The sequence below is a fragment of the Cellulomonas sp. KH9 genome (assembly GCF_900114185.1).
Lineage (GTDB): Bacteria > Actinomycetota > Actinomycetes > Actinomycetales > Cellulomonadaceae > Cellulomonas.
In genome coordinates, this window is record NZ_FOSE01000007.1 from 34206 (window position 1) to 54192 (window position 19987).

At 75.3% G+C, this 19987-nt stretch carries 16 protein-coding genes; 4 read left to right on the plus strand and 12 right to left on the minus strand.

The window, feature by feature from the left end; translation table 11 throughout:
* Positions 1–52 precede the first annotated feature (52 nt).
* Positions 53–754 carry a hydrogen peroxide-dependent heme synthase gene (gene hemQ / locus BMZ16_RS18420; protein WP_369822672.1) on the plus strand — a complete coding sequence of 234 codons (702 nt, stop codon included), beginning with the start codon at positions 53–55 and terminating at the stop codon, positions 752–754.
* A gap of 126 nt (positions 755–880) precedes the next feature.
* Positions 881–1288, plus strand: coding sequence for an META domain-containing protein (locus BMZ16_RS18425; RefSeq protein WP_089803271.1), 408 nt, complete (start codon positions 881–883; stop codon positions 1286–1288).
* Between the two features lie 88 nt (positions 1289–1376).
* Here BMZ16_RS18425 and BMZ16_RS18430 read toward each other — a convergent pair whose 3' ends face one another.
* From BMZ16_RS18430 to BMZ16_RS18460, 7 genes are all read right to left on the minus strand, one after another.
* Positions 1377–2675 (minus strand): Glu/Leu/Phe/Val family dehydrogenase, encoded by a 1299-nt coding sequence (locus BMZ16_RS18430; protein WP_089803345.1) that lies wholly within the window; start codon positions 2673–2675, stop codon positions 1377–1379.
* A 37-nt stretch (positions 2676–2712) separates the two neighbouring features.
* A complete protein-coding gene (locus BMZ16_RS18435) occupies positions 2713–3213 on the minus strand; it encodes a hypothetical protein (RefSeq protein ID WP_089803273.1) in 501 nt (166 codons plus the stop codon).
* A 144-nt stretch (positions 3214–3357) separates the two neighbouring features.
* On the minus strand, positions 3358–4401 hold the full coding sequence (locus tag BMZ16_RS18440) for a LacI family DNA-binding transcriptional regulator (protein ID WP_089803275.1): 1044 nt from the start codon (positions 4399–4401) through the stop codon (positions 3358–3360).
* Positions 4402–4548: 147 nt separating this feature from the next.
* Positions 4549–5457 (minus strand): carbohydrate ABC transporter permease, encoded by a 909-nt coding sequence (locus tag BMZ16_RS18445; protein WP_089803277.1) that lies wholly within the window; start codon positions 5455–5457, stop codon positions 4549–4551.
* The gene (locus BMZ16_RS18450; protein WP_089803279.1) at positions 5454–6461 is read right to left on the minus strand and encodes a carbohydrate ABC transporter permease; all 1008 of its coding nucleotides are present in this window, start codon (positions 6459–6461) and stop codon (positions 5454–5456) included. The genes BMZ16_RS18445 and BMZ16_RS18450 overlap by 4 nt, the downstream gene beginning before the upstream one ends.
* Before the next feature lie 88 nt (positions 6462–6549).
* The gene (locus BMZ16_RS18455; protein WP_255366811.1) at positions 6550–7851 is read right to left on the minus strand and encodes an ABC transporter substrate-binding protein; all 1302 of its coding nucleotides are present in this window, start codon (positions 7849–7851) and stop codon (positions 6550–6552) included.
* Positions 7852–8182: 331 nt separating this feature from the next.
* Complete coding sequence (locus BMZ16_RS18460) at positions 8183–8707, minus strand: DUF2505 domain-containing protein (protein WP_255366812.1); 525 nt, start codon at positions 8705–8707, stop codon at positions 8183–8185.
* Positions 8708–8834: 127 nt separating this feature from the next.
* On the opposite strand from BMZ16_RS18460, the gene BMZ16_RS18465 reads away from it, so the two are divergent.
* Positions 8835–10316 carry a sensor histidine kinase gene (locus BMZ16_RS18465; RefSeq protein WP_089803283.1) on the plus strand — a complete coding sequence of 494 codons (1482 nt, stop codon included), beginning with the start codon at positions 8835–8837 and terminating at the stop codon, positions 10314–10316.
* 322 nt (positions 10317–10638) lie between these two features.
* Here the strand turns inward: BMZ16_RS18465 and BMZ16_RS18470 are convergent, their stop codons facing one another.
* Entirely contained in the window at positions 10639–10887 is a 249-nt protein-coding gene (locus tag BMZ16_RS18470; protein ID WP_089803287.1) for a WhiB family transcriptional regulator, read from the minus strand.
* A gap of 506 nt (positions 10888–11393) precedes the next feature.
* On the opposite strand from BMZ16_RS18470, the gene BMZ16_RS18475 reads away from it, so the two are divergent.
* Positions 11394–11846, plus strand: coding sequence for a hypothetical protein (locus BMZ16_RS18475; protein ID WP_089803289.1), 453 nt, complete (start codon positions 11394–11396; stop codon positions 11844–11846).
* Between the two features lie 19 nt (positions 11847–11865).
* Here the strand turns inward: BMZ16_RS18475 and BMZ16_RS18480 are convergent, their stop codons facing one another.
* From BMZ16_RS18480 to BMZ16_RS18495, 4 genes are all read right to left on the minus strand, one after another.
* Positions 11866–15825 (minus strand): FtsK/SpoIIIE domain-containing protein, encoded by a 3960-nt coding sequence (locus tag BMZ16_RS18480; protein WP_143082896.1) that lies wholly within the window; start codon positions 15823–15825, stop codon positions 11866–11868.
* A 154-nt stretch (positions 15826–15979) separates the two neighbouring features.
* Positions 15980–16357 (minus strand): hypothetical protein, encoded by a 378-nt coding sequence (locus BMZ16_RS18485; RefSeq protein ID WP_143082897.1) that lies wholly within the window; start codon positions 16355–16357, stop codon positions 15980–15982.
* Positions 16358–16524: 167 nt separating this feature from the next.
* A complete protein-coding gene (locus BMZ16_RS18490; RefSeq protein ID WP_089803295.1) occupies positions 16525–19035 on the minus strand; it encodes an FtsX-like permease family protein in 2511 nt (836 codons plus the stop codon).
* Positions 19035–19871: an ABC transporter ATP-binding protein gene (locus BMZ16_RS18495; RefSeq protein WP_255366813.1), complete on the minus strand. Its 837-nt coding sequence runs from the start codon at positions 19869–19871 to the stop codon at positions 19035–19037. Before BMZ16_RS18495 ends, BMZ16_RS18490 begins: the two co-directional genes overlap by 1 nt.
* Between the last annotated feature and the right edge of the window lie 116 nt (positions 19872–19987).

The following is a 19987-nucleotide window of genomic DNA, read 5'->3' on the forward strand; positions in this document are numbered from 1 at the left end:
CGCCTGTCCGCTCGCCCCGCCTGCCCGCTCACCCTGATCCGACGGAGCTCTCGTGACCACGCCCTCTGACCCCGACGTCCTCAACGCGACCATCCGCTACACGATGTGGTCGGTGTTCGCCGCCGACGGCCCGCTGCCCGCCGACGCCGCCGCACGGGCCGACGTCGTGGCCGACGCCGAGCGTGCCGTCACCGCGGACGAGGGCCTGGTCGTGCGCGGCTGGTACGACGTGGCGGGCCTGCGGGCCGACGCCGACCTCATGGTCTGGTGGCACGCCGAGACCGTCGAGCAGGTGCAGGGGGCGTACCACCGGCTGCGCGCGAGCGCGCTGGGCGAGCACCTGACGCCCGTCTGGTCGGTCGTGGGCCTGCACCGTCCGGCCGAGTTCAACCGGGCGCACGTGCCGGCCTTCCTGGCGGGGGAGCCCGCCGGGGACTACCTGTGCGTGTACCCGTTCGTCCGGTCGTACGAGTGGTACGTCCTGCCCGACGAGGAGCGGCGCCGCATGCTGCACGAGCACGGGGCCGCCGCCCGCGACTACGCCGACGTGCGCGCCAACACCGTCTCCTCGTTCGCGCTCGGCGACTACGAGTGGCTGCTGGCGTTCGAGGCGCCCCGGCTCGACCGGATCGTCGACCTCATGCGGGACCTGCGCGCGACGCAGGCGCGGCTCCACGTGCGCGAGGAGGTCCCCTTCTACACCGGGCCCCGCGTCGCGCTGGCGGAGTGGGCGGAGCGGCTGCCCCGGGCCTGACCCGCACGCGGGCCCGCGGGATCGGGTGTGCCGGCAGGGGTGCGTCGATCGGGCAGGGTGCGTCGATCGGGCAGGGTGCGTCGATCGGGCAGGGTGCGTCGATCGGGCAGGGTGCGATGATCAGGCATGCGCGACGACGGGCACGACCGACAGGGCACCGCCGACGCCGCGGGCTCGTCCCCGCCCGACCGGTGGCTGCACGGCACGTGGCAGGTCGTGCGCGCGGACGGTGACGCGCTCGCGGACGGCCTCCAGGGCCCGCCGTGGCTCACCTTCGACGGTGACGGTGTGGTGTTCGGCTACGCGGGCGTCAACCGGGTGCGCGGCACCTGGTGGCTCGCGGGCAACGCGCTGACGTTCGGTCCGGTGGTCGCCACCCTCATGGCCGGACCGCCCGAGGCGGCGAGGACCGAGCGCGCTGTGCTCGGCCTCCTGCGCGACGGCGGCGAGCTCGAGCGCGCGGACGACGTCGTCACGCTGCGGACCGCGGAGGGGCGCACGGCCGAGCTGGTCCGGACCACGCCGCGGGGCTGAGCACCGGCCGGGACCGCGCCGCGGGGCGGGGTGAGGGCCGCGACCGCCCCGCGCACCCCGCCGCACCCGCCGGCGCCGGCACGACCGGTCAGGGGTACAGGCCGCGGATCAGGTGCGCCTCGGCGACCCGCCGCACCCCGATGGTCATCGCGGCCTCGCGCAGCGTCACCGACTCGGCGCGGGCCAGCGCGGCCACCGCCTGGTGGCTCGCGAGCATGCGGTGCTCCAGGCGCTCGGCGATCTCGCCCTCGGTCCACCAGTACGCCTGGTTCGCCTGCACCCACTCGAAGTAGCTGACCACGACGCCGCCGGCGTTCGCCAGGATGTCCGGCACCACCACCACGCCGCGCTCGGCCAGCACCCGGTCGCCCTCCGTCGTCGTGGGGCCGTTCGCACCTTCCACGACCCAGCGGGCCTTGACCCGCTCGGCCGCCGTGGCGTCGATGACACCCTCGACCGCCGCGGGGACGAGCAGGTCGACGTCGAGCGCCAGCAGCTCGGTGTTCGACACCGCGTCCGCGTCGCCGAACCCGGTGACGCCGCCGGTGCGTGCCGCGTGCTCGAGCAGGGCGGGCACGTCCAGGCCGTCGTCGCGCCGCACGCCCCCGTGCTGGTCGCTGACCGCGACGACGCGCGTCCCCGCCTCGTGCAGCAGGCGTGCGGCGTGCGATCCGACCTTGCCGAAGCCCTGGACCGCGGCCCGCACCTCCGAGAGCTCCACACCGTCGTCGCGCAGCGCGGCGCGGGCGGTGTGCACCACGCCCTGGGAGGTGGCCGTGGGGCGGCCCAGGGAGCCGCCGACGGCGAGGGGCTTGCCCGTGGTGACCGCGGGGATCGTGAACCCCTGGTTCACCGAGTAGGTGTCCATGACCCAGGCCATCGTGCGCTCGTCGGTGCCGATGTCGGGCGCCATGATGTCCCGCTCCGGGCCGATCATCGGGCTGATCTCGCTGGTGTACCGACGGGTGACGCGCTCCAGCTCGGCGGCCGAGTGCGCCTCCGGGTCGATCGTGACACCGCCCTTGGCGCCGCCGTACGGCACGTCGACCACCGCGCACTTCCACGTCATCCACATGGCGAGGGCGCGCACCTCGTCGATGTCCACGCCCGGTGCGTACCGCAGCCCACCCTTGGCGGGGCCCCGCGAGATGTTGTGCTGCACGCGGTACCCGGTGAACACGCGGACGTCGCCGTCGTCACGCCGCAGGGGGACGGCCACCCGCAGCTCGCGACGCGGCGTCGAGAGGACCTCGTGCAGGCCGGCGTCGTAGCCGAGGATCTCGACGGCGCGGTCGAGCTGGTGCTGCGCGGTGGCCAGCGGTGCCGACGCGGGGTCGGCGGGGAGGGTCGCACGGTCCGTGGTCGGGGCGGGGAGGGTGTCGGCCATGCCCCACACCCTCGCACGTGGCACGGTGCGGCACCCGTCAGCAGAGGCGGATGTCGGTGACCCACCGTGCGATGTTGCCGCCCAGGTGCCGGCTGTGCCGGGCGGGTACGAGCACGCACATCCCGCGCGAGCCGTCGGAGTACACGGGGGCGACGAACAGGGCGCTGTGCCGGCAGTTGATGACGCGCGCGGACCACGGCGACGGGAACGCCAGGTAGTAGGACGACAGGTACGAGCACCATGCCTCCTCGTCCTCGATCGTCTCCTGCGGGCGGGCGTCGCCCGTGCGGGGGAGCGGCGGCGCCTCCGCGCTCCCCGCCGCACCGGCGGTCGCCCCCGACGCGTCGGGCGCGGGCGGGCTCACGGCGCCGGCGACGGCCTCCCTCGCGCCGGCGGCGGCGGGTGTCGCCGTCGCGATCACCGCGAGGACCACGGCGGCGGCCGCGCGTCGGCGCGCGCGGCGGCGGGACTCGCGTGCGCGTTCGCGGCGGCTGGCCGGGCGGGTGTCGTCCGTCGTGAGGGTCGTGCTCCGGCGCATGGTGCTCCTCTCGGCCTCGACCGGGGTCGTGGCGGGGACGCCGTACGTCGTTGTACGGCGTCGCAACCACCCTGGCGGGGCTCGAGAGGCGTGTCAAGAACCGTCGGCACTCCGGTCATCGCCGGTGTTGCCGGTGCGGACGTGTCAGGCCGACGCGCGGACCACCAGCTCGGGGGCGAAGATCAGGGGCTCCCCGGTCGGTGCGCCGTGGAGCTGGTCGAGCAGACGGGCCCCGGCCGCTCGGGCCATCGCCACGACCGGCTGGATGACGCTCGTCAGCGGTGGTGTGGTCGACGCGGCGACACCGAGGTTGTCGTACCCGACGACCGCGACGTCGCCCGGGACGTCGCGACCCAGCTCCGCGAGGACGCCGAGCGCGCCGGTGGCCATGAGGTCGGAGGCGATGAAGATGCCGTCCACGTCGGGGAACCGCGTCAGCAGGTCGCGCGCGGCGTGGGCGCCCGAGGTGATCGTGAAGTCGCCGTGCACCACGGCGGCCTGGTCGAGGCCGGCCTCCGACATCGCCTGCCGCCACCCGGCGAGCCGGTCGATGCCCGCGGACATGTCCTGCGGGCCGGCGATCGTCGCGATGCGGCGGCAGCCCCGGTCGATCAGGTGCTGGGTCGCCAGCCGCCCACCCTCGGTGTTGTCCGTGTCGACGTACTGCACGTCCTCGTCCGGCGCCGACAGCGGGCGGCCGACGAAGACGTTGGGCACGTGCGAGGCCAGCAGTGCCCGGTCCAGCGCGTCGTCGCGGTGGTGGGAGACGACGATGGCGCCGTCGACGTGGCCGTTGCGCAGGTAACGGATCGTGCGCTCGCTCTCACCGGGCCGCGCGATCACCAGGACCACCTGGATGTCGGAGTCGGCCAGCGACGTGCTCAGGCCGTTCAGCGTGCCGGCGAAGAAGGGGTCGGACAGCACACGCTCGTCCGGCTCCGGGACGACCAGGGCGATGGAGTCGGTGCGGCGGGTGACGAGGGAACGGGCGGCCCGGTTGGGGGTGTAGCCCAGGTCGGCGACGGCGGCCTCCACGGCGGACAGCGCCTCGGGCGAGACCCGGAGCCCGCCGTTGATGGCGCGGGACGCGGTCGAGCGCGAGACCCCGGCACGTTCGGCCACCTGCTCGAGCGTCGGCGCCGCGGGGCGCAGCTGGTCGCTCTGGGTCGAGAAGTTGTCGACCACCATTGGTCATCCCCTCTGTGGCTGCACTGCGGCAGCGTCATCGTTCACGTGGCCGTCCTCCGGGAGCGCTCGTCCCGAGATTACCTGGCGGCCGGGTCACGCCCCCGGTCGGGCCGGCCGCATGGCGGCCCGACCGGGGACGTCGAGCGGTCAGCCCTTGACGGCACCCGCCATGATGCCTGCCACGAGCTGGCGGCCGGCGACCACGAACAGCACGAGCAGCGGGATCGTGGACAGCACGACACCGGCCATGATCAGGGACATGTCCTTGAAGTAGGACGCCTGCAGCAGCTGCAGCGCCACGGGCAGCGTCGGGTTGGTCGAGCCCAGGACGATGAACGGCCAGAAGAAGTTCGTCCAGGAACCGACGAACGCGAACAGGCCGAGCATCACGGCCGCCGGACGCGCCGCCGGCAGGGCGATGCTCCAGAACGTCCGGATCATCGACGCACCGTCCACACGGGCGGCCTCGATGAGCTCGTACGGCAGCGCCGACTCGAGGTACTGCGTCATCCAGAAGACGCCGAACGCGGTGACGAGGCCGGGCACGATGACGGCGACGAGCTTGCCGATCCACCCCAGCTCCGACATCACGATGAACAGCGGGACGATGCCGAGCTGCGTCGGCACGGCCGTCGTGGCGATGACGAACAGCAGCAGGCCGTTGCGCCCGCGGAACCGCAGCTTCGCGAATGCGAAACCCGCCAGGGTGGAGAACAGCACCACCGACACCGACGTCGTGATCGCCACGATGAGCGAGTTCGTCAGCGCCTTCCAGAAGTTGATGTCGGCGGCGAGGACCTTGCCCGCGTTCTCCAGGAAGTTGCCCTGGGGGATGAGCGACGGGATGGGGTTCTGCGCGATCGTCGACGCGTCCGAGCTCGCCAGGAGGAAGGCGTAGTACAGCGGCAGGATCGAGCCGATGATCGCCACGGTGAGCAGCAGGTACGTGACCCAGCCCGGCCGTCGTTCCGAGCCGTACCCGCGCGTGCGCTTGGCGAACCGCGCGGCGCTCGCGCCGGCCGTCTGCCGGATGTAGGGAACCGAGGGCGCGCTCATCGCTTGACCTTCTTCCGTGCCTGCTTCGGTGTCGATTCCGAGGCGATCCGTCGGGTCAGCCAGAAGTTGAGCATGCCCACGGCCAGGATGATGAGGAACAGCACCCACGCCACCGCGGCGGCTCGACCGAAGCTCTTCTGGTTGCCGAACCCGAGCTCGTAGATGTACATCGTCACGGTCATCCACTGGCGGCCGGGGCCGCCCTGGCCGGTCTGGTCGAACATGCGCGGCTCGTCGAAGATCTGCAGGCCACCGATCGTGGACGTGATGACCACGAAGATGATGGTGGGCCGGATCTGCGGGATCGTGATCGAGAAGAACTGGCGCAGCCGGCTCGCGCCGTCGATGACGGCCGCCTCGTAGAGGTCACGCGGCACGGCCTGCATGGCCGCGAGCAGGATGAGCGTGTTGTAGCCGGTCCAGCGGAAGTTGACCATGCTGGCGATCGCGGCGTGCGACGGCAGCACCGAGCCGTGCCACTTGATCGGCTCGACGCCGGCGAAGCCGAGCACGGTGTTCACGAGCCCGGACTGGTCGGCGAAGAGCTTGCCGAAGATGAGCGCGACGGCGACGGGGGCCACGACGTAGGGCACGAGCACGCCCATGCGCCAGAAGGTCCGCGCGCGCAGGTTCGCGTCGAGCAGGGCCGCCACGACGACGGCCACCATCAGCTGGGGGATCGTCGACAGCAGGAAGATGCTGAAGGTGTTGCGCAGGCCCTTCCAGAAGTTCGGCTCCTGGAAGACGAAGGCGAAGTTCTCGAAGCCGACGAACTCTCCCTGGCCGCCCAGCAGGTGCCAGTCGTAGACCGACACGTAGGCGGTGTACGCGAGCGGGAACAGTCCGGTGAGGGCGAACAGCAGGAAGAACGGCGAGATGTACAGGTACGGCGAGACCTTGACGTCCCAGCGGCCGAGCGTCTGGCTGAAGCCGACGCGACGCGGGGGCCGGGGGGAGTCGGGCAGCCGGCGCCCAGCGCGCGGCTGCGTGGTCGAGGTGGCCATGGGGGTCCTCCGGAGGCTCAGGGGCGACGCGGGCGAGGCCGGGCCGGTGGCGGTCGCCACCGACCCGGCCTCGTGCGGTCAGGTCAGGTCAGCCGAGACCCTGGACGACCTGGACGAAGGTGTCCCACTGCGCTGCCGGGTCGGCGCCGTTGACGTCCACCTCGACGATCGCGTTCGAGATCGCGTCCTGGATCGTGAAGTACTGCGGACCCTTGAACGGCACGACGACGTCCTTGGCACGGTTGGCGAGGATCTCGCCGACCGGGGCGTTGTTGAAGAACTCGTTGGTCGCGGACTTGATCTCGTCCGAGTCGAGCGCCTCGACCTGGCTCGGGAAGGTGCCCTTGTTCTGGAACGCCTCGATCTGCTGCTCCGGAGCCGTCAGCCACGCGGCGAGGTCCTTGGCGGCGTCGACGTTGGCACCCTGCGACGGGACGGTCAGGAACGAGCCGCCCCAGTTGCCGGAGCCGCCGGGGAAGACGTCGGCGATGTCCCAGCCGGTGACGCCGGCCGCGTTGCCCGAGATGACACCGAGCATCCAGCCCGGCGCCAGCATGGCGGCGAAGCCGTCCGTCTGGAACGAGTTGGTCCAGTCGTCGCTCCACTGCGTGAAGTGGGCGGACAGCTTGTCGTTGACCGCAGCGGCCGTGACCTGGTCGTACATCTCCTTGATGCGCGGGTTGTCCAGCGCGGTGATGTCACCGGTGTCGGGGTCCTCGTAGGCCGCCTCCTCCTGGTTGACCATGCCCTGGTAGATGGCGGAGGCCGAGTCGAAGAAGGGCTTGCCCGTCGCGGCGGTGTACTGCTTGCCGACCTCGAAGAAGCCGTCCCACGTGGCGTCGGCGCCACCGAAGAGCGCGGCCACCGACTCGCGGTCGCTCGGCAGGCCGGCGGCCTCGAAGAGGTCGGCGCGGTAGGCGATGCCCTCCGGGCCGATGTCCGTGCCGTAGCCGATGAGCTTGCCGTCGGGCGTGGTCGCCTGCGCGACCTTCCACGGGAGCCAGCGGCCCTCGACGTCGGGGGAGGCCAGGTCCTCGAAGTAGTCCGGGTACTGCATGAGCTCGGGCAGCCAGTCGACCTCGATGGCCTCGATGTCGGCGGTGCCGGAGCCGGCGGCCAGACGCGTGTTGAGGTTCTCGCGGGCCTCGTTCGAGGTGGCGGCGACCTTCTGCTCGATGGTGACGCCCGGGTTCTCCGCCTCGTAGCGGTCGAACATCTCGTCGGTGTAGCCGAACTCGTTGAACGTGGCGACCGTGAGGGTGATGTCGCCGCCGTCCGCGGTGCCCTCGTCGTCGGCTGCGTCGTTGCTCGACGAGCAGGCCGTGGCGACGAGCGCAATGCTCGTCATACCCGCTGCGAGCGCCCACGCCTTGCGTGTGGTCTTGCGCACAATGACTCCCTTGTCAGTCGGACGGCTGCCTCGCCGTACATCTGGTCCGTGCGGTCTGCCCGGACGTCGCCGACCGGACGGGCACCGCGCGTTGGGCTCGTGGGCCCAGACGTGGACGCGCTCCCAGCTCTTGCTCGCGGGAGCGTTCCCACGCACTGCGGACACAATCGACCCGGAGATGGTCGGGTGTCAAGGATCGGGATGGCGGCCGGGCGGGTGGTAGCGGTTCCACGCGGCCGTCGCCGCAGGTCAGGGCCGTTTCCCACGCCGTCCACGTTACCCAATCGTTACGGCGTGGAGACCTCCTCGTAGCCGCCGATCGGGCGACGCCTCAGCGGGGCGCCGTGCCGCCCTGAGGGGCGTCGTCGTGCGTGCCCGCGAGCCACCGCGCGGCCACGGCCTCCTCCGTGCCGAGCGCACCGCGCACCGCCGCGGCGGCCGCCTCCTCGACGGCGGCGGCGAACAGCGGCACAGCGGCGCGCACCTCGCCGTCGTAGGTGACACGGGCGGCGGTGGGTCCGACGGGCGCGAGCGACGTGCGGCCGGTCACGCGCACCGGTGCGCCGGCGATCTCGACGACCACCGTGCCGGAGCGCGAGCCGTCGGGTCCGGGGGCCTCCCACGCCTCGACCTGCCGGACGTCGATCCGGTCGCCGACGAACGGACGCAGGTGGGGTGGGATCTGCGCGGTCGGCAGCGCGCGGCGCGACGTGACGGTGAAGGCGGCGGCGGCGCTGCCGGTGACGTCCACCTGCTGCTCCACGGCACCGGCGGCGCGCACCTTGGCGTGCACGTACGCGGGGTCCGCGAGGAGCTCTGCCGCCCCGACCACGTCGGTGGGCAACTCGATCGTCACGTGCAGCTGCACCGTGGACCCCCTCGGTGGTCGGGCTGGGGCGCGGGCGGTCGCCCGCACCCGTGGCGGGCCGGGTGCGCCGGGCCCGCCGTCGTCGAGCGTAGCCGCCGCTGCGTACCCTGGGCGGGTGTCCACGCTGAGCGACCTCGTCGCGCGCCACGGTGCGCTCGAACCTGCCGACCTCGAGTGGCTGCACCTGCTGGTCGGCGACTGGCAGGTCGTGTCCGACCTGGCGTTCGCCGACCTCGTGCTCTGGCTGCCCACCGTCGACGGCGAGTTCGTGGCGGTCGCGCAGTGCAGGCCGTCGACCGGCGCCACCGTGCACTACGACGACGTCGTGGGGTCGCGGCCCCCGGAGGGGCAGGTCGCCCAGCTCCGGCGGGCGCTGGAGGAGCAGACGCCCCAGCGCTCGCGCGAGCCGCGGTGGTTCGGCTCCTACGCCGTGCGTGAGGAGGCGGTGCCGGTCGTGCGCGGCGGTCGACCGATCGCGGTGCTGGCGCGTCAGACCAACCTCGGCGGCGCACGCACACCGTCGCGCCTGGAGCTCAACTACGTCGAGGCCGCGGACGACCTCGTCGCGATGATCGCGCGCGGCGAGTTCCCCGCGCCCGACGCCCCCACGGGTCCGCGCCGCGGTGCCCCGCGGGTCGGTGACGGGCTGGTGCGGCTCAACGGGGAGGGCGAGGTCCTCTACGCGAGCCCGAACGCGCTGTCGTGCTTCCACCGGCTCGGGGCGCTCGGCGACCTCGTCGGGCGCTCGCTCATCGAGGTCACGTCGGACCTCATCGAGCAGAACGCGACGGTGGACGAGTCCATGCCGCTCGTGCTGATGGGCCGCGCGCCGTGGCGCGTCGACGTCGAGGCGCGCGGGGTGGCGCTGTCGCTGCGGGCCGTGCCCCTGACGGAGCGCGGCGAGCGCACCGGGGCGGTGCTGCTCTGCCGGGACGTCTCCGAGCTGCGTCGCCGGGAGCGGGAGCTGATCACCAAGGACGCGACGATCCGGGAGATCCACCACCGGGTCAAGAACAACCTGCAGACGGTCGCTGCACTGCTCAGGCTGCAGTCGCGCCGGATGAGCTCGCCCGAGGCCCGGGACGCGCTCGGGGAGGCGATGCGCCGGGTCGCCACCATCGCCCTGGTCCACGAGACGCTGTCGCAGACGCTCGACGAGAGCGTCCCGTTCGACGACCTGGTCGGGCGCAGCCTGCGGCTCGCCGCCGACGTCGCGACCGCGGGGGCCCACGTGCGCACCACCGTGCGCGGCTCGTTCGGCGCCGTCCCCGCGGAGGACGCGACCGCGCTGGCGCTCATCCTCACCGAGCTCGTCACGAACGCCGTCGAGCACGGGCTCGCGGGGCGGGAGCAGGGGACGGTGGAGATCGTCGTCGACCGCCGGGACAACGCGCTGCGCGTCGAGGTGGTCGACGACGGCGCCGGCCTGCCCGAGGGCAAGGGTGCGGGCAGCGGCCTGGGGACGCAGATCGTCTCGACGCTCGTCCGCAACGAGCTGGGCGGCTCGATCGAGTGGCGCAGCCGGGAGGGCGGCGGCACCTCGGTCGTCATCGAGGCGATGCTCCGGCAGGGGCGGGACGCCGCCACCGTCGCCTGAGGTCGCGGGAGCGCCGGTCGGTGCTCCGCTCCGTCCTGCCTACGGTGACGGGATACCGAGGTGCCAGGCTGCCGAGGTGCCGAGGTGCCGTGGTGCCGTGGTGCCGTGGTGCCGTGGTGCCGTGGTGCCGAGGTGCCGAGGTGCCGAGGTGCCGAGGTGCCGTGGTGGCGCTGCGGGCGCCGGGCGTCGTGGACGTCTTGCCGGCGGTTCCCGGAACGAGGACGGCGTCACGACGGCGACAGACGACGACAGGGCCACCGTCCGGTGGCCCTGTCGGGTGCTGCGGTCCGCGCTCGGCGCGGTGCGGTGCTGCGGTCGGACGTCAGCTCGCGCGGCGCTGGCGCGCGGTGCGGCGCTTCAGGGCGCGACGCTCGTCCTCGGACAGGCCGCCCCACACGCCCGCGTCCTGGCCGGTCTCGATGGCCCACTTCAGGCAGGTGTCCACGACGTCGCAGCGACGGCAGACGGCCTTCGCCTCCTCGATCTGCTGCAGCGCCGGCCCCGTGTTGCCGATGGGGAAGAAGAGCTCGGGGTCCTCGTCGAGGCAGGCTGCGCGGTGGCGCCAATCCATGGGTGTCTCCTTGGCACACGCCCGTTCACGCACTCACGGGGGAGGGCGTGCGTCCAGGCATGGAGTCAGTGGGTGGGGGAACGTGCTGGATCCAGCGTCACACCCCATCCGCCGCCGCACAAGGGTTACGGCAACGTTTCATGTCGGTCACGGATGAGGCGTTGATCACACGGAGCGCGGTCCGAGCGGGAGCCGCGGGTTCGTCGGCCGCCGGGCGCCCGTCGGCGGCTGAACGAAGGTCCAGGTCAGGCGCGCATCGCCGGTTTCACGGCTCTGACCTGGGAGATTGCTGTGACGTGCGGGTGGCGCCGCTGTGCCGGGGGTCACGGTGTGCAGGGCGAGGGCGCCCGGCGTGACCATGCTCACGCCCGCGGTCGGGAGCGTCGGCTTGCGTCCGCGAGGTCACGGCGTGGTCAGGGCGGCATCGCACGTCTGGTATGGGCGCCGGGCTCCCGCGGGGACACCGGGCGTCCGAGGTCCGGCGCCGCGCGGCCTAGGGTCGTGGCATGTCCCGCAGACCTGCCGACCGCTCGCCGGACGACGCAGCGGCCCCGCCCCGCGCACCCCGCCAGGACCAGGGCGCACGCCCGGCGCTGCTCGCCGTGGCGTGCGTGCTCGTGCTCGTGGAGGTGATCGCGCTCCTCGTGGCCGCCGGTGCGGGCGTCCTCGCGCTCACCCGCGGGGACGACGCCGGTCCGGTCCTGTTCCTCGTCGCGCTGGCGCTCGGTGCGGCGGCCCTGCTCGCGGCCGCCGCACGCGGGCTGTGGTCGGGCCTGCGGTGGGGGCGCGGACCGGTCCTCACGGCCCAGATCATGGTCGTCATCACCGCGGCGACGTGGTGGGGTGCCGGGGGCGGGGTGCGCGCGCTGGTGCCGCTCGTCGTGGCCCTGGCGGTCGTCGTCGGTGTGCTCTCACCGCGAGTCGTCGCCGTGACGTCCGGCCGCCGTCCGACCGGCTGACGGGCCCCGCCCGCTGCCGTCACGGCGCAGCGGGCACCGGCGGCTCCTGGGCGGGCGGCTCGTGCACCTGGACGCGCAGCACGGTCCGGTCGAGGCGCAGCACGCCCCGGCCCGGCGGCCGTCGCCACGGGTCCGTCTGCACCGCCGCGCCCGGCCCGAGCAGGTCCAGCGCCGCCGGCCCCTGCGCGTCGAGCACGAGCACCTGCCGCCCGCGCAGCGCGGTGGCGACCGGACCGCGGAACGCCGTGGCGGCGTGGTCGGTCGTGGTGGTCAGCGCGACGACGCGCACGGGGTGCCGGGGATCCTGCTGGACGCGCTCGAGCAGGTCGACGAGCCGCGGGGCCGTCCGGTCGAGCAGGTCGGCGTCGTCGACGAGCAGCACCGTGGCCGGCGCCGTGCGGCGGGTGCGCGCCTCGGCGGGCGGCCCGCCCGCCGGCGCGTCGCAGGGCTGCGCGGTCTCGAGCAGCTCGGTGACGGCCTGCGTGCCGGACACCACGACGCCCCCGGCCGCGGGTCGGACGGCGGTGGCGTCCTCGGCGCCGCCCACGAGGACCACGGCCCGCCCGGCGGCGGCCCACCCCCGGGCGAGCGTGCGCAGCGTCGAGGTGCGCCCGGAGCCCGGCGGGCCCGCGACGACGAGCGGCCGAGCGGGGTCGACGTCGACCGGGTCGGGTCCCTCCCCGCCGACGCCCAGCGGGATGCCCGTGGAGCCGCCGACGGCCGGCGCCGGTGCCCGCAGGGGCAGCAGCCCGATCCGCACCGGCGCGGGGCCGCGGCTGCCCGGAGCGGGTCCCGAGGCCCGCCCGGCGGGCAGCACGACCTGGCAGAGGCGCACCCCGTCGGCCGAGCACGCGACGGCCCGGCCCGGCGTCGTCCGGGGACCGGTCGGCGGTCCGGGCACACCGGCCAGGGCGTCGAGCGTCGCGTCGGGCACCGGCAGGACGAGCCGCAGCCCGAACGCGCCGGTCAGACGGGTGACGGCCGCGACCACCGGCCCGGCGGCCGCGACGTGCACCCCCGGGGGCGGGCGCCGCAGCAGTCCCGTCAGCAGGTCGACGCCGACGCCCCGCGCGTGGGACCCGAGCGCCTCGAGCAGCGCGTCCAGCCCGTCGACGAGGAGCAGCCGCGCCGGTGCGTCCGCGCGTGCGGCACCGGTGAGCCGCTCGAGCAGCAGCACCGTCCGGTGCACGTCGTCGACCGGCACCGCGGTGCCGACGAGTCCCGCGGCGGTCGCGCGCAGGCGGTCGACGGCCCGGCCCGGCAGGCCGACGGCGTGCACGTGCATCCCGGCCCGCAGCCCCTCGGTGCCCACGCGGAGCAGCACCGTCGACCGGCCCGAGCGGGGCCCGCCGACAGCGAGCAGCGGCCCGTGGTCGGGTCGCCACCGCACGGGCTCGCGTCGTTGCTCGTCGGGCACGTCGGCCACCGCGACGAGCAGGCCAGGACGCCCACGGTCGGGGTCGTCCACCGCGTCGGCGGGCACCCGGTCGGGCAGCGGCGGGAGCCACGGCACCCCCGTGCCCCGGCCGCCGCGTGCTGCCCGGGCGCACGCGGCCACCCAGGTGGCGACGTCGTCGTCCCGCGGCGGGGTCGCGTGCCAGACGGTCCCGCCCTCGCCCGGGGGCGCCGCGAGCCGGACGGCCGGTCCCCTCGCGCGCCGCCGCGCGGACGCCACCTGCAGGACGGTGACGGGCCGCGCGGCGACCTGCAGCAGCGCCCGGCCGGGCACGGTGGGGTCCAGGTGGGCGGCGTCCGGGCAGCCGACGACGTCACGCGAGTCGTCCTCGCCCGCGACCCGCAGGGCGATGCGCAGCCCGACGTTGGCGCGCAGGTCGGCAGGTACCGCGCCCGCGGGGCGCTGGGTCGCCAGCACCAGGTGCATGCCGAGCGCCCGGCCCTGTGCCGCGAGGCGTGCCAGCGCGCCGGCCGCCTCGGGCAGGTCGTCGACCAGGGCGCGCAGCTCGTCGACCACGACCAGCAGGCGCGCCGGCGTCCCCCGGTGGGCGGGGTCGAGGTCGGTGAGGTCCGTGCGACCCGTCGCCGCCAGCAGGCGCTCCCGCCGCCGCAGCTCGGCCCGGAGCCACCCCAGGGTCCGGCGCGCGGCGGCGACGTCGAGGTCGTGCACGTGCCCCACGACGTGCGGGAGCCCTGCCAGCGGCCCCAGCCCCGTGCCGCCCTTGAAGTCGACCAGCAGGACGGCCAGCCGGTGCGGGGGGTGCCGCAGCGCCAGGCCGAGCACCAGCGTGGTGAGCAGCTCGGACTTCCCGGCGCCCGTGGTCCCGGCGACGAGGGCGTGCGGTCCGTCCCGGACCAGGTCGAGCACGACGGTTCTTCCTCCCGTGCCGACGCCCAGGGGAGAGGCGAGGGTGGACGCGTCCGCGGCGTCGTGCCAGGCGGTCAGGACGTGGTCGGCCCGGGCGGCCGGCACCCCGGGCAGGCAGCCGAGGGACGCCGCGACGGGCGTCGTGCGCGACGCTGCCGCGGCGTCGGCACCGAGCACCCAGGCCAGGGCGGCCGCCGCCCGTGCCTGGGCGTCGGCCACGTCCGGCGCGACGGCCTCGGGCGGCCGCGCGGTCGTCCGTGCCGGGCGTCGACGGCCCGTGGTCACCACGCCCCCGGAGGGGTGCAGCACCGTCCCCACCCACGCCGGCACCGCCGCACCGGGCGGCAGGACCAGCAGCAGCCGCGCCGCCGGTGCCGTCGCGCGCCAGCCGCCCACCGCTGCGGCGTCCCCGTCGAGCACCACCAGGACGTCGTGGTCGTCCGGCGCGGGCAGCTCTGCGCGGGGCTCCCACCAGCGCGCCCACCCCCACTCCGCCGGGCGTCCGGTGCGCAGCACGAGGCGTGCGGGACCCCCGGCCCCGAGCGTCCGCAGCACCAGGGCGCGCGCCGCGGCCGTGGTGGCGCCCCGCGCACCCACCAGCGCGATCGTGCGGTCCGCGGGCCAGGGCGCCGGGTCACCCGCCACCGGTCCGGCGCGGTCGGCCAGCCGCGCGGCCGTCGCGACCCGCAGCGCCGCCACGTCCGTCGGGGCGGGCGGCGCGTGACCGGACGCACCGGCCGCGGACGTCGCACGGGCCGACGCACCCTCCGGCGTCGTGGTACCCGGCCCGGTCCCGACGCGACCGTCCGGCAGCGCCGCCCCGTCCCCGGGGCGCTGCGCGTCGGCTGCGCGCCGGTCACCCGCGCGCGCCCCGACCAGCCCGACCAGCCCCGTCACCGCGGTCAGGAGCAGCAGGGGCTGGCGCAGCGCGACGGCCAGCGCCAGCGCGACGCCGGCGGAGGCGACCGAGGTCCACGCCCACGCGGGGAGGGTGACCGCGAGGCGTCGTCGGCGCGCCGACCCCTCGACCGCGGCACCGCGCAGGACCAGCGTGCAGGCCCGCCCGTGCAGGGTGGACGCGGGCGACCACGGTCGCCACCGGCGGCCGACGGGCCGGGCGCGCGCACCGGCACGGCCCGGTGCGCGCCGGACCCATCCGCGGTGCGCCGCCCGGCCGGGGGCGGTCGTGACCGCGCCGCGCCCTGCCGGTGCCCGGACCTGCACCGCCACGCCGCGGCGGCGGACCTCGAGGAGAGCGGCGGGACGGTCGGCCCGCCCGCCCGGTGCCGCACCGGGTGAGGCGGCCGTGAGGGCCACGACGACCCGCGCACCGTCCGGGAGGGGCACCACGCGCCCGGCCTCGGGGCCATCGAGCACGGCGACGTGGGCACCGGCGAGGACCGCGGCGGCCGCGTCGTCGGGCACCCCCGGACCGCCGGTGAGGTGGGAGCCCGGCAGCAGCGGCCGTGCGCCGGCGGGGTGGTGGTCGTCCACCACGGCGCCCGCGACACCCAGGCGCGTGCCGGGGGCCGCCCAGCGGACGTCACCCGTCAGCAGCGTCAGGCGCCGGCGCACCTCGCCCGCGGTGACGCCGGGCTCCACGTCCACGTCCAGGGTGTGGTCCGGGCCGACGGAGGAGGGGACCGAGAAGCGCATCCGGTGAGCCTGCGGCCGCCGGTGCGTGGAGCCCGGGTCCGGGTGCCGCACAGGTGCGTGCGGTGCCCGCGGCCCGGGCTGGGGTCGGGTGGCGGGGTCGCGGCGCCCGTCCGCCGGGCGCCCGCCCCGCCGCGAGCGCCTACGTCCCCTGCGCCTACGACCCGCGCAGCAGCGTGTGCAGCCCGTTGACCAGCGCCACCGTCGCCGTCGCACCGTACGCGGCCGCACCGAGGAAGTACCCGGTCGCCTTCCAGGCGGAGCTGGTGCGGTGCTCGCCGATCCCGCGGCACACCAGCCCGCCCGCCCCCAGCACCACGACGAAGATCACGCCGCTGGCGACCCGCGAGTCGTGCTCGCGCACGAGCGTCAGCAGGACCGGCACGGCAACCATGAGGAGCAGGAGGATCAGCGCCAGGACCACGACGGACCGGAGCCGGTGGCCCTTGCGGAGCTCGGGGTTGTCGAGGATCGCCTCGTCCAGGAGGCGCACGATCCACGAGGTGCGCTTCGGCCGTTCCTCCGGGGTTGTCACGCCGTCCACGCTAGCGCCGCTCCGGGTGGGTCGCCGGGGGAGCGGCCGCGCACGTGCCGGAGGGCACGGCGCCCCCGCGCCGTGCCCTCCGCCGGCCCCGGACCCTCCGCACTCGCCGGTCCACCCGCCGCGCCGCCCCCTCCGGGCGGCGCGGACGTCCTCGGTGCTCAGTCCACGCCGAGCGCGGCGACCGGAGGTGTCCGCGCCGCCGCCCGTGCGGGCAGCGCCGACGCGGCCAGGCCGGCGACCACCGCGACGGCGAGCACCGCCGCGAGGTGCGCCCAGGGCACCGCCAGCTGCACGTCACCGAACGGGCCGAACACCGTGGCCGCACCCGCCCAGCCGTAGAGCAGGCCCAGGGCGCTGCCGATGAGCGCCCCCACCCCCGCGATCAACATCCCCTCGGTGGCGAGCATCGCGCGCAGCCCACGGCGCGAGAGCCCCACCGCGCGCAGTGTCGCGGACTCGCGACGACGTTCGATCACGGACAGCGAGAGCGTGTTGGTCACGCCGATGAGCGCGATGACGACGGCCACGCCGAGCAGGCCGATGACGATGGCGAGCATCACGTCGATCACCTTCTCGGTGCCCTGCCGCTGCGCCGCCTCGCTGATCACCAGGACGCTCTGGCCGGCCATCACGTCCTGCACGTCCTGCAGGGCGACCGCCGCGTCGGCGCCGTCGACCAGACGCACCAGCAGGGCCGACGTGGTGTCGGGCAGCCGCAGCGCGTCGGCCGCGTCGGGGCTCAGCAGGATCAGGTCCGCGTCCCGCCGCAGGACGTCGATCTGCGTGGTGGGCCCGCCCGTGGCCGGCGCCCGGACGGTCAGCCGGGGCTCGTCGCCCGACCAGCCGTGCGGCGCGACGCTGCGTCCGGCCGCGATCGCGGCGGCGGCAGCGGGGTCGCGCAGCAGGTCCGCAGCGGCGGGGTCGACGACCACCGCCTCCTGGCCGATGCCGTCGGGCGACTCGAGCTCGCCACGACGTGCCGGGGCGGCCACCGCGACCGCGTCGAGCGCCGCCACCTCGGACACGACGTCCGCGTCCAGCTGCTCCTCGCCCAGGACCATCATGTCCACCGGGCTGCGCTCGTCCATCTCCTGCCCGAGCGCGGCCTGGGCCGACACGGCCCCGGTGCTCATCATCACGACGAGCGTCACGCCGATCACCAGCGCGGTGCTCGTCGCCACCGTGCGACGGGGGTTGCGCACGGTGTTGGCGGCGGCGAGCCGTGCGCTCGTGCTGATCGCCGCCACCGGGCGACCGACCGCGGAGACGATCGGGGGGATCCACAGCGGGCCGCCGACGAGCAGGCCGACGAACGACGTCGCCCCCCCGAGCACCCCCACGGCCAGCGGCAGCATCGCGTCGACGCCGACCCCTGCGCGTCCCATCAGGACACCACCGACGAGGGCGCCGCCGCCACCGAGCACCAGGAGCGCGGAGACGACGAGCCGCACCCTGCCGGGGCGCGCGCGCACGGTCGGGGCGTCCGCGGGACGCAGCGCCGCGACGGGTGACACCCGCGTCGCCGCCCGGGCGGGGACGAGCGCCGCGCCGACGGTCACCGCCACGGCGACGAGCACCGGGAGCAGCGTGCTGGCGAGGGTGGGCTGCACCACGGTGGGGAGCGGCACACCGCTCTGGACGTTCGACAGCACCGCCAGCGCGCCCTGCGAGAGGGCGAGACCGGTGACGACGCCGGCGATCCCGGAGACCAGGCCCAGGACGCCCGCCTCCAGCAGGACGGAGGCGCGCAGCTGGCCGCGGCGGGCACCGACGCAGCGCAGCAGGGCGAGCATCCGGGTCCGCTGCGCGACGATGACCTGGAAGGTGTTCGAGATGACCAGGGCGGCCACGAGCAGCGCCACGGCGGCGAACCCCAGCGCGAGCATCGCGATGACGTTGCCCCCGCCCAGCTGCTCGACGCTCCGCACCGCCGCCTCGTCGCGGGTCACGACGCCGGCCTCCGGCACCGCACCGGCCAGCGCGGCCTGCACGGTGGCGACGTCCTGGTCGGCGACGACCAGCACCTCGGCGCCCCACATGGCGTCGATGTCCGCGAACCCGCTCCACGTGACGACGGCGTCGGGCGTCGCGAGCGCGGCCCCACCGAACCGGGACCAGGCACCGTGCGGGTCCTCGACGAGGCCCACCACGCGCACGTCCGCGCTGCGCTGGACCTCCTCCTCGTCCGGCGCGTCCTGGGCGGAGGGCTCCCACCACGTCGACACGACGCTGTCGCCGACCCCGACCCCGAGCCGCTCGGCGGTCGAGGTGGGCAGCGCGACCTCGGTGGTCGTCGCGGGTGCACGGCCGCTCACGACCTGGAGCGAGCCGAGCTCGGGCACCGAGGGGACGGGGACGACGGTCTGCGACACGCTGCGCCGGCCGCTGCCGAAGTCGGCCCAGCCGCGGAACAAGGGATCGGCGGCCGCCACGCCGGGCGTGCTGCGCACCCGGTCCAGCACCTCGGACAACGGCGGCTCGTCGGTCCGCTCGACGATGAGGTCGGCCGTGCCGTACGACGCGGTGACGGAGTCGTACGCACCGCGCGTGATCGCGTCGCCGGCCGTGAGGGCCGCGGTGACGAACGCCGACCCGAGCAGGACGGCGATGCCGGCTGCGACCAGCCGGCCCAGGTTGCTGCGCATCTGCGCGAGGGTGAGCCGCAGCATCAGCGCAGCCCGCCCGTCGTCACGCGGACGACCGGGGTCGCGCCGGTGGACGTGCCGGCGGGGGACTCCAGGACGCGCAGGCCCTCGAGGCCCGCGAGCACCGACTCCGGCGTCGGGTCGGCGATGTCACCGGCGATCCGACCGTCCGCGAGCAGCAGCACACGGTCCGCGTAGGCGGCGGCCGTGGGGTCGTGCGTGACCATGATGACCGTGCGGCCCAGCTCACGCACCGACCGGCGCAGGAAGCTCAGCACCTCGGCACCCGAGCGCGAGTCCAGGTTGCCGGTGGGCTCGTCCGCGAAGACGACCTCCGGCTGCGTGATCAGGGCGCGGGCGATCGCCACGCGCTGCTGCTGGCCGCCGGACAGCTCGCTGGGACGGTGCGTCAGGCGCGGGCGCAGGCCGAGCGTGTCGACCAGCGTGTCGAACCACGCGGCGTCGGGCTTGCGACCGGCCAGGTCCAGCGGCAGCACGATGTTCTGCTGCGCCGTGAGCATGGGCAGCAGGTTGAACGACTGGAAGACGAACCCGACGCGGTCGCGGCGGAGCCGGGTCAGCGCGTCGTCGTCGAGCGCGGTGATCTCGGTGTCGCCCAGGTGCACGGTGCCCGACGTCGCGTCGTCGAGGCCGGCGAGCAGGTGCATGAGGGTGGACTTGCCGGACCCGGACGGCCCCATGATCGCGGTGAACGCGCCCGTCGCGAAGTCGACGTCGACGCTCTCGAGCGCACGGACGGCGGCGGGTCCCGTCCCGTAGACCTTCGTCAGGCTGCGGGCGCGGGACGCCGGGGCGGCTCCTGCCGGCGACGGGTCGGGGTGGGGGGCTGTGGTGTGCACGGTCGTGCTCCTGTCTCGCGGTGTGGCACCAGCCTCGCCGCCCGCACCCTGCCCCCGCGTCCGGCCGGGGGCGGGTCGTTGCGCCCCCGACGTCATCCCGTGGCCGCACGAGCCCG

Excerpts from the sequence above, each read along its gene's own strand:
- BMZ16_RS18450 (WP_089803279.1), bottom strand. The coding sequence starts at position 6,461 with ATGGCCACCTCGACCACGCAGCCGCGCGCTGGGCGCCGGCTGCCCGAC.
- BMZ16_RS18490 (WP_089803295.1), bottom strand. The coding sequence starts at position 19,035 with ATGCTGCGGCTCACCCTCGCGCAGATGCGCAGCAACCTGGGCCGGCTG.
- BMZ16_RS18470 (WP_089803287.1), bottom strand. The coding sequence starts at position 10,887 with ATGGATTGGCGCCACCGCGCAGCCTGCCTCGACGAGGACCCCGAGCTC.
- BMZ16_RS18430 (WP_089803345.1), bottom strand. The coding sequence starts at position 2,675 with ATGGCCGACACCCTCCCCGCCCCGACCACGGACCGTGCGACCCTCCCC.
- BMZ16_RS18435 (WP_089803273.1), bottom strand. The coding sequence starts at position 3,213 with ATGCGCCGGAGCACGACCCTCACGACGGACGACACCCGCCCGGCCAGC.
- BMZ16_RS18425 (WP_089803271.1), top strand. The coding sequence starts at position 881 with ATGCGCGACGACGGGCACGACCGACAGGGCACCGCCGACGCCGCGGGC.
- BMZ16_RS18440 (WP_089803275.1), bottom strand. The coding sequence starts at position 4,401 with ATGGTGGTCGACAACTTCTCGACCCAGAGCGACCAGCTGCGCCCCGCG.
- BMZ16_RS18445 (WP_089803277.1), bottom strand. The coding sequence starts at position 5,457 with ATGAGCGCGCCCTCGGTTCCCTACATCCGGCAGACGGCCGGCGCGAGC.
- BMZ16_RS18475 (WP_089803289.1), top strand. The coding sequence starts at position 11,394 with ATGTCCCGCAGACCTGCCGACCGCTCGCCGGACGACGCAGCGGCCCCG.
- BMZ16_RS18480 (WP_143082896.1), bottom strand. The coding sequence starts at position 15,825 with ATGCGCTTCTCGGTCCCCTCCTCCGTCGGCCCGGACCACACCCTGGAC.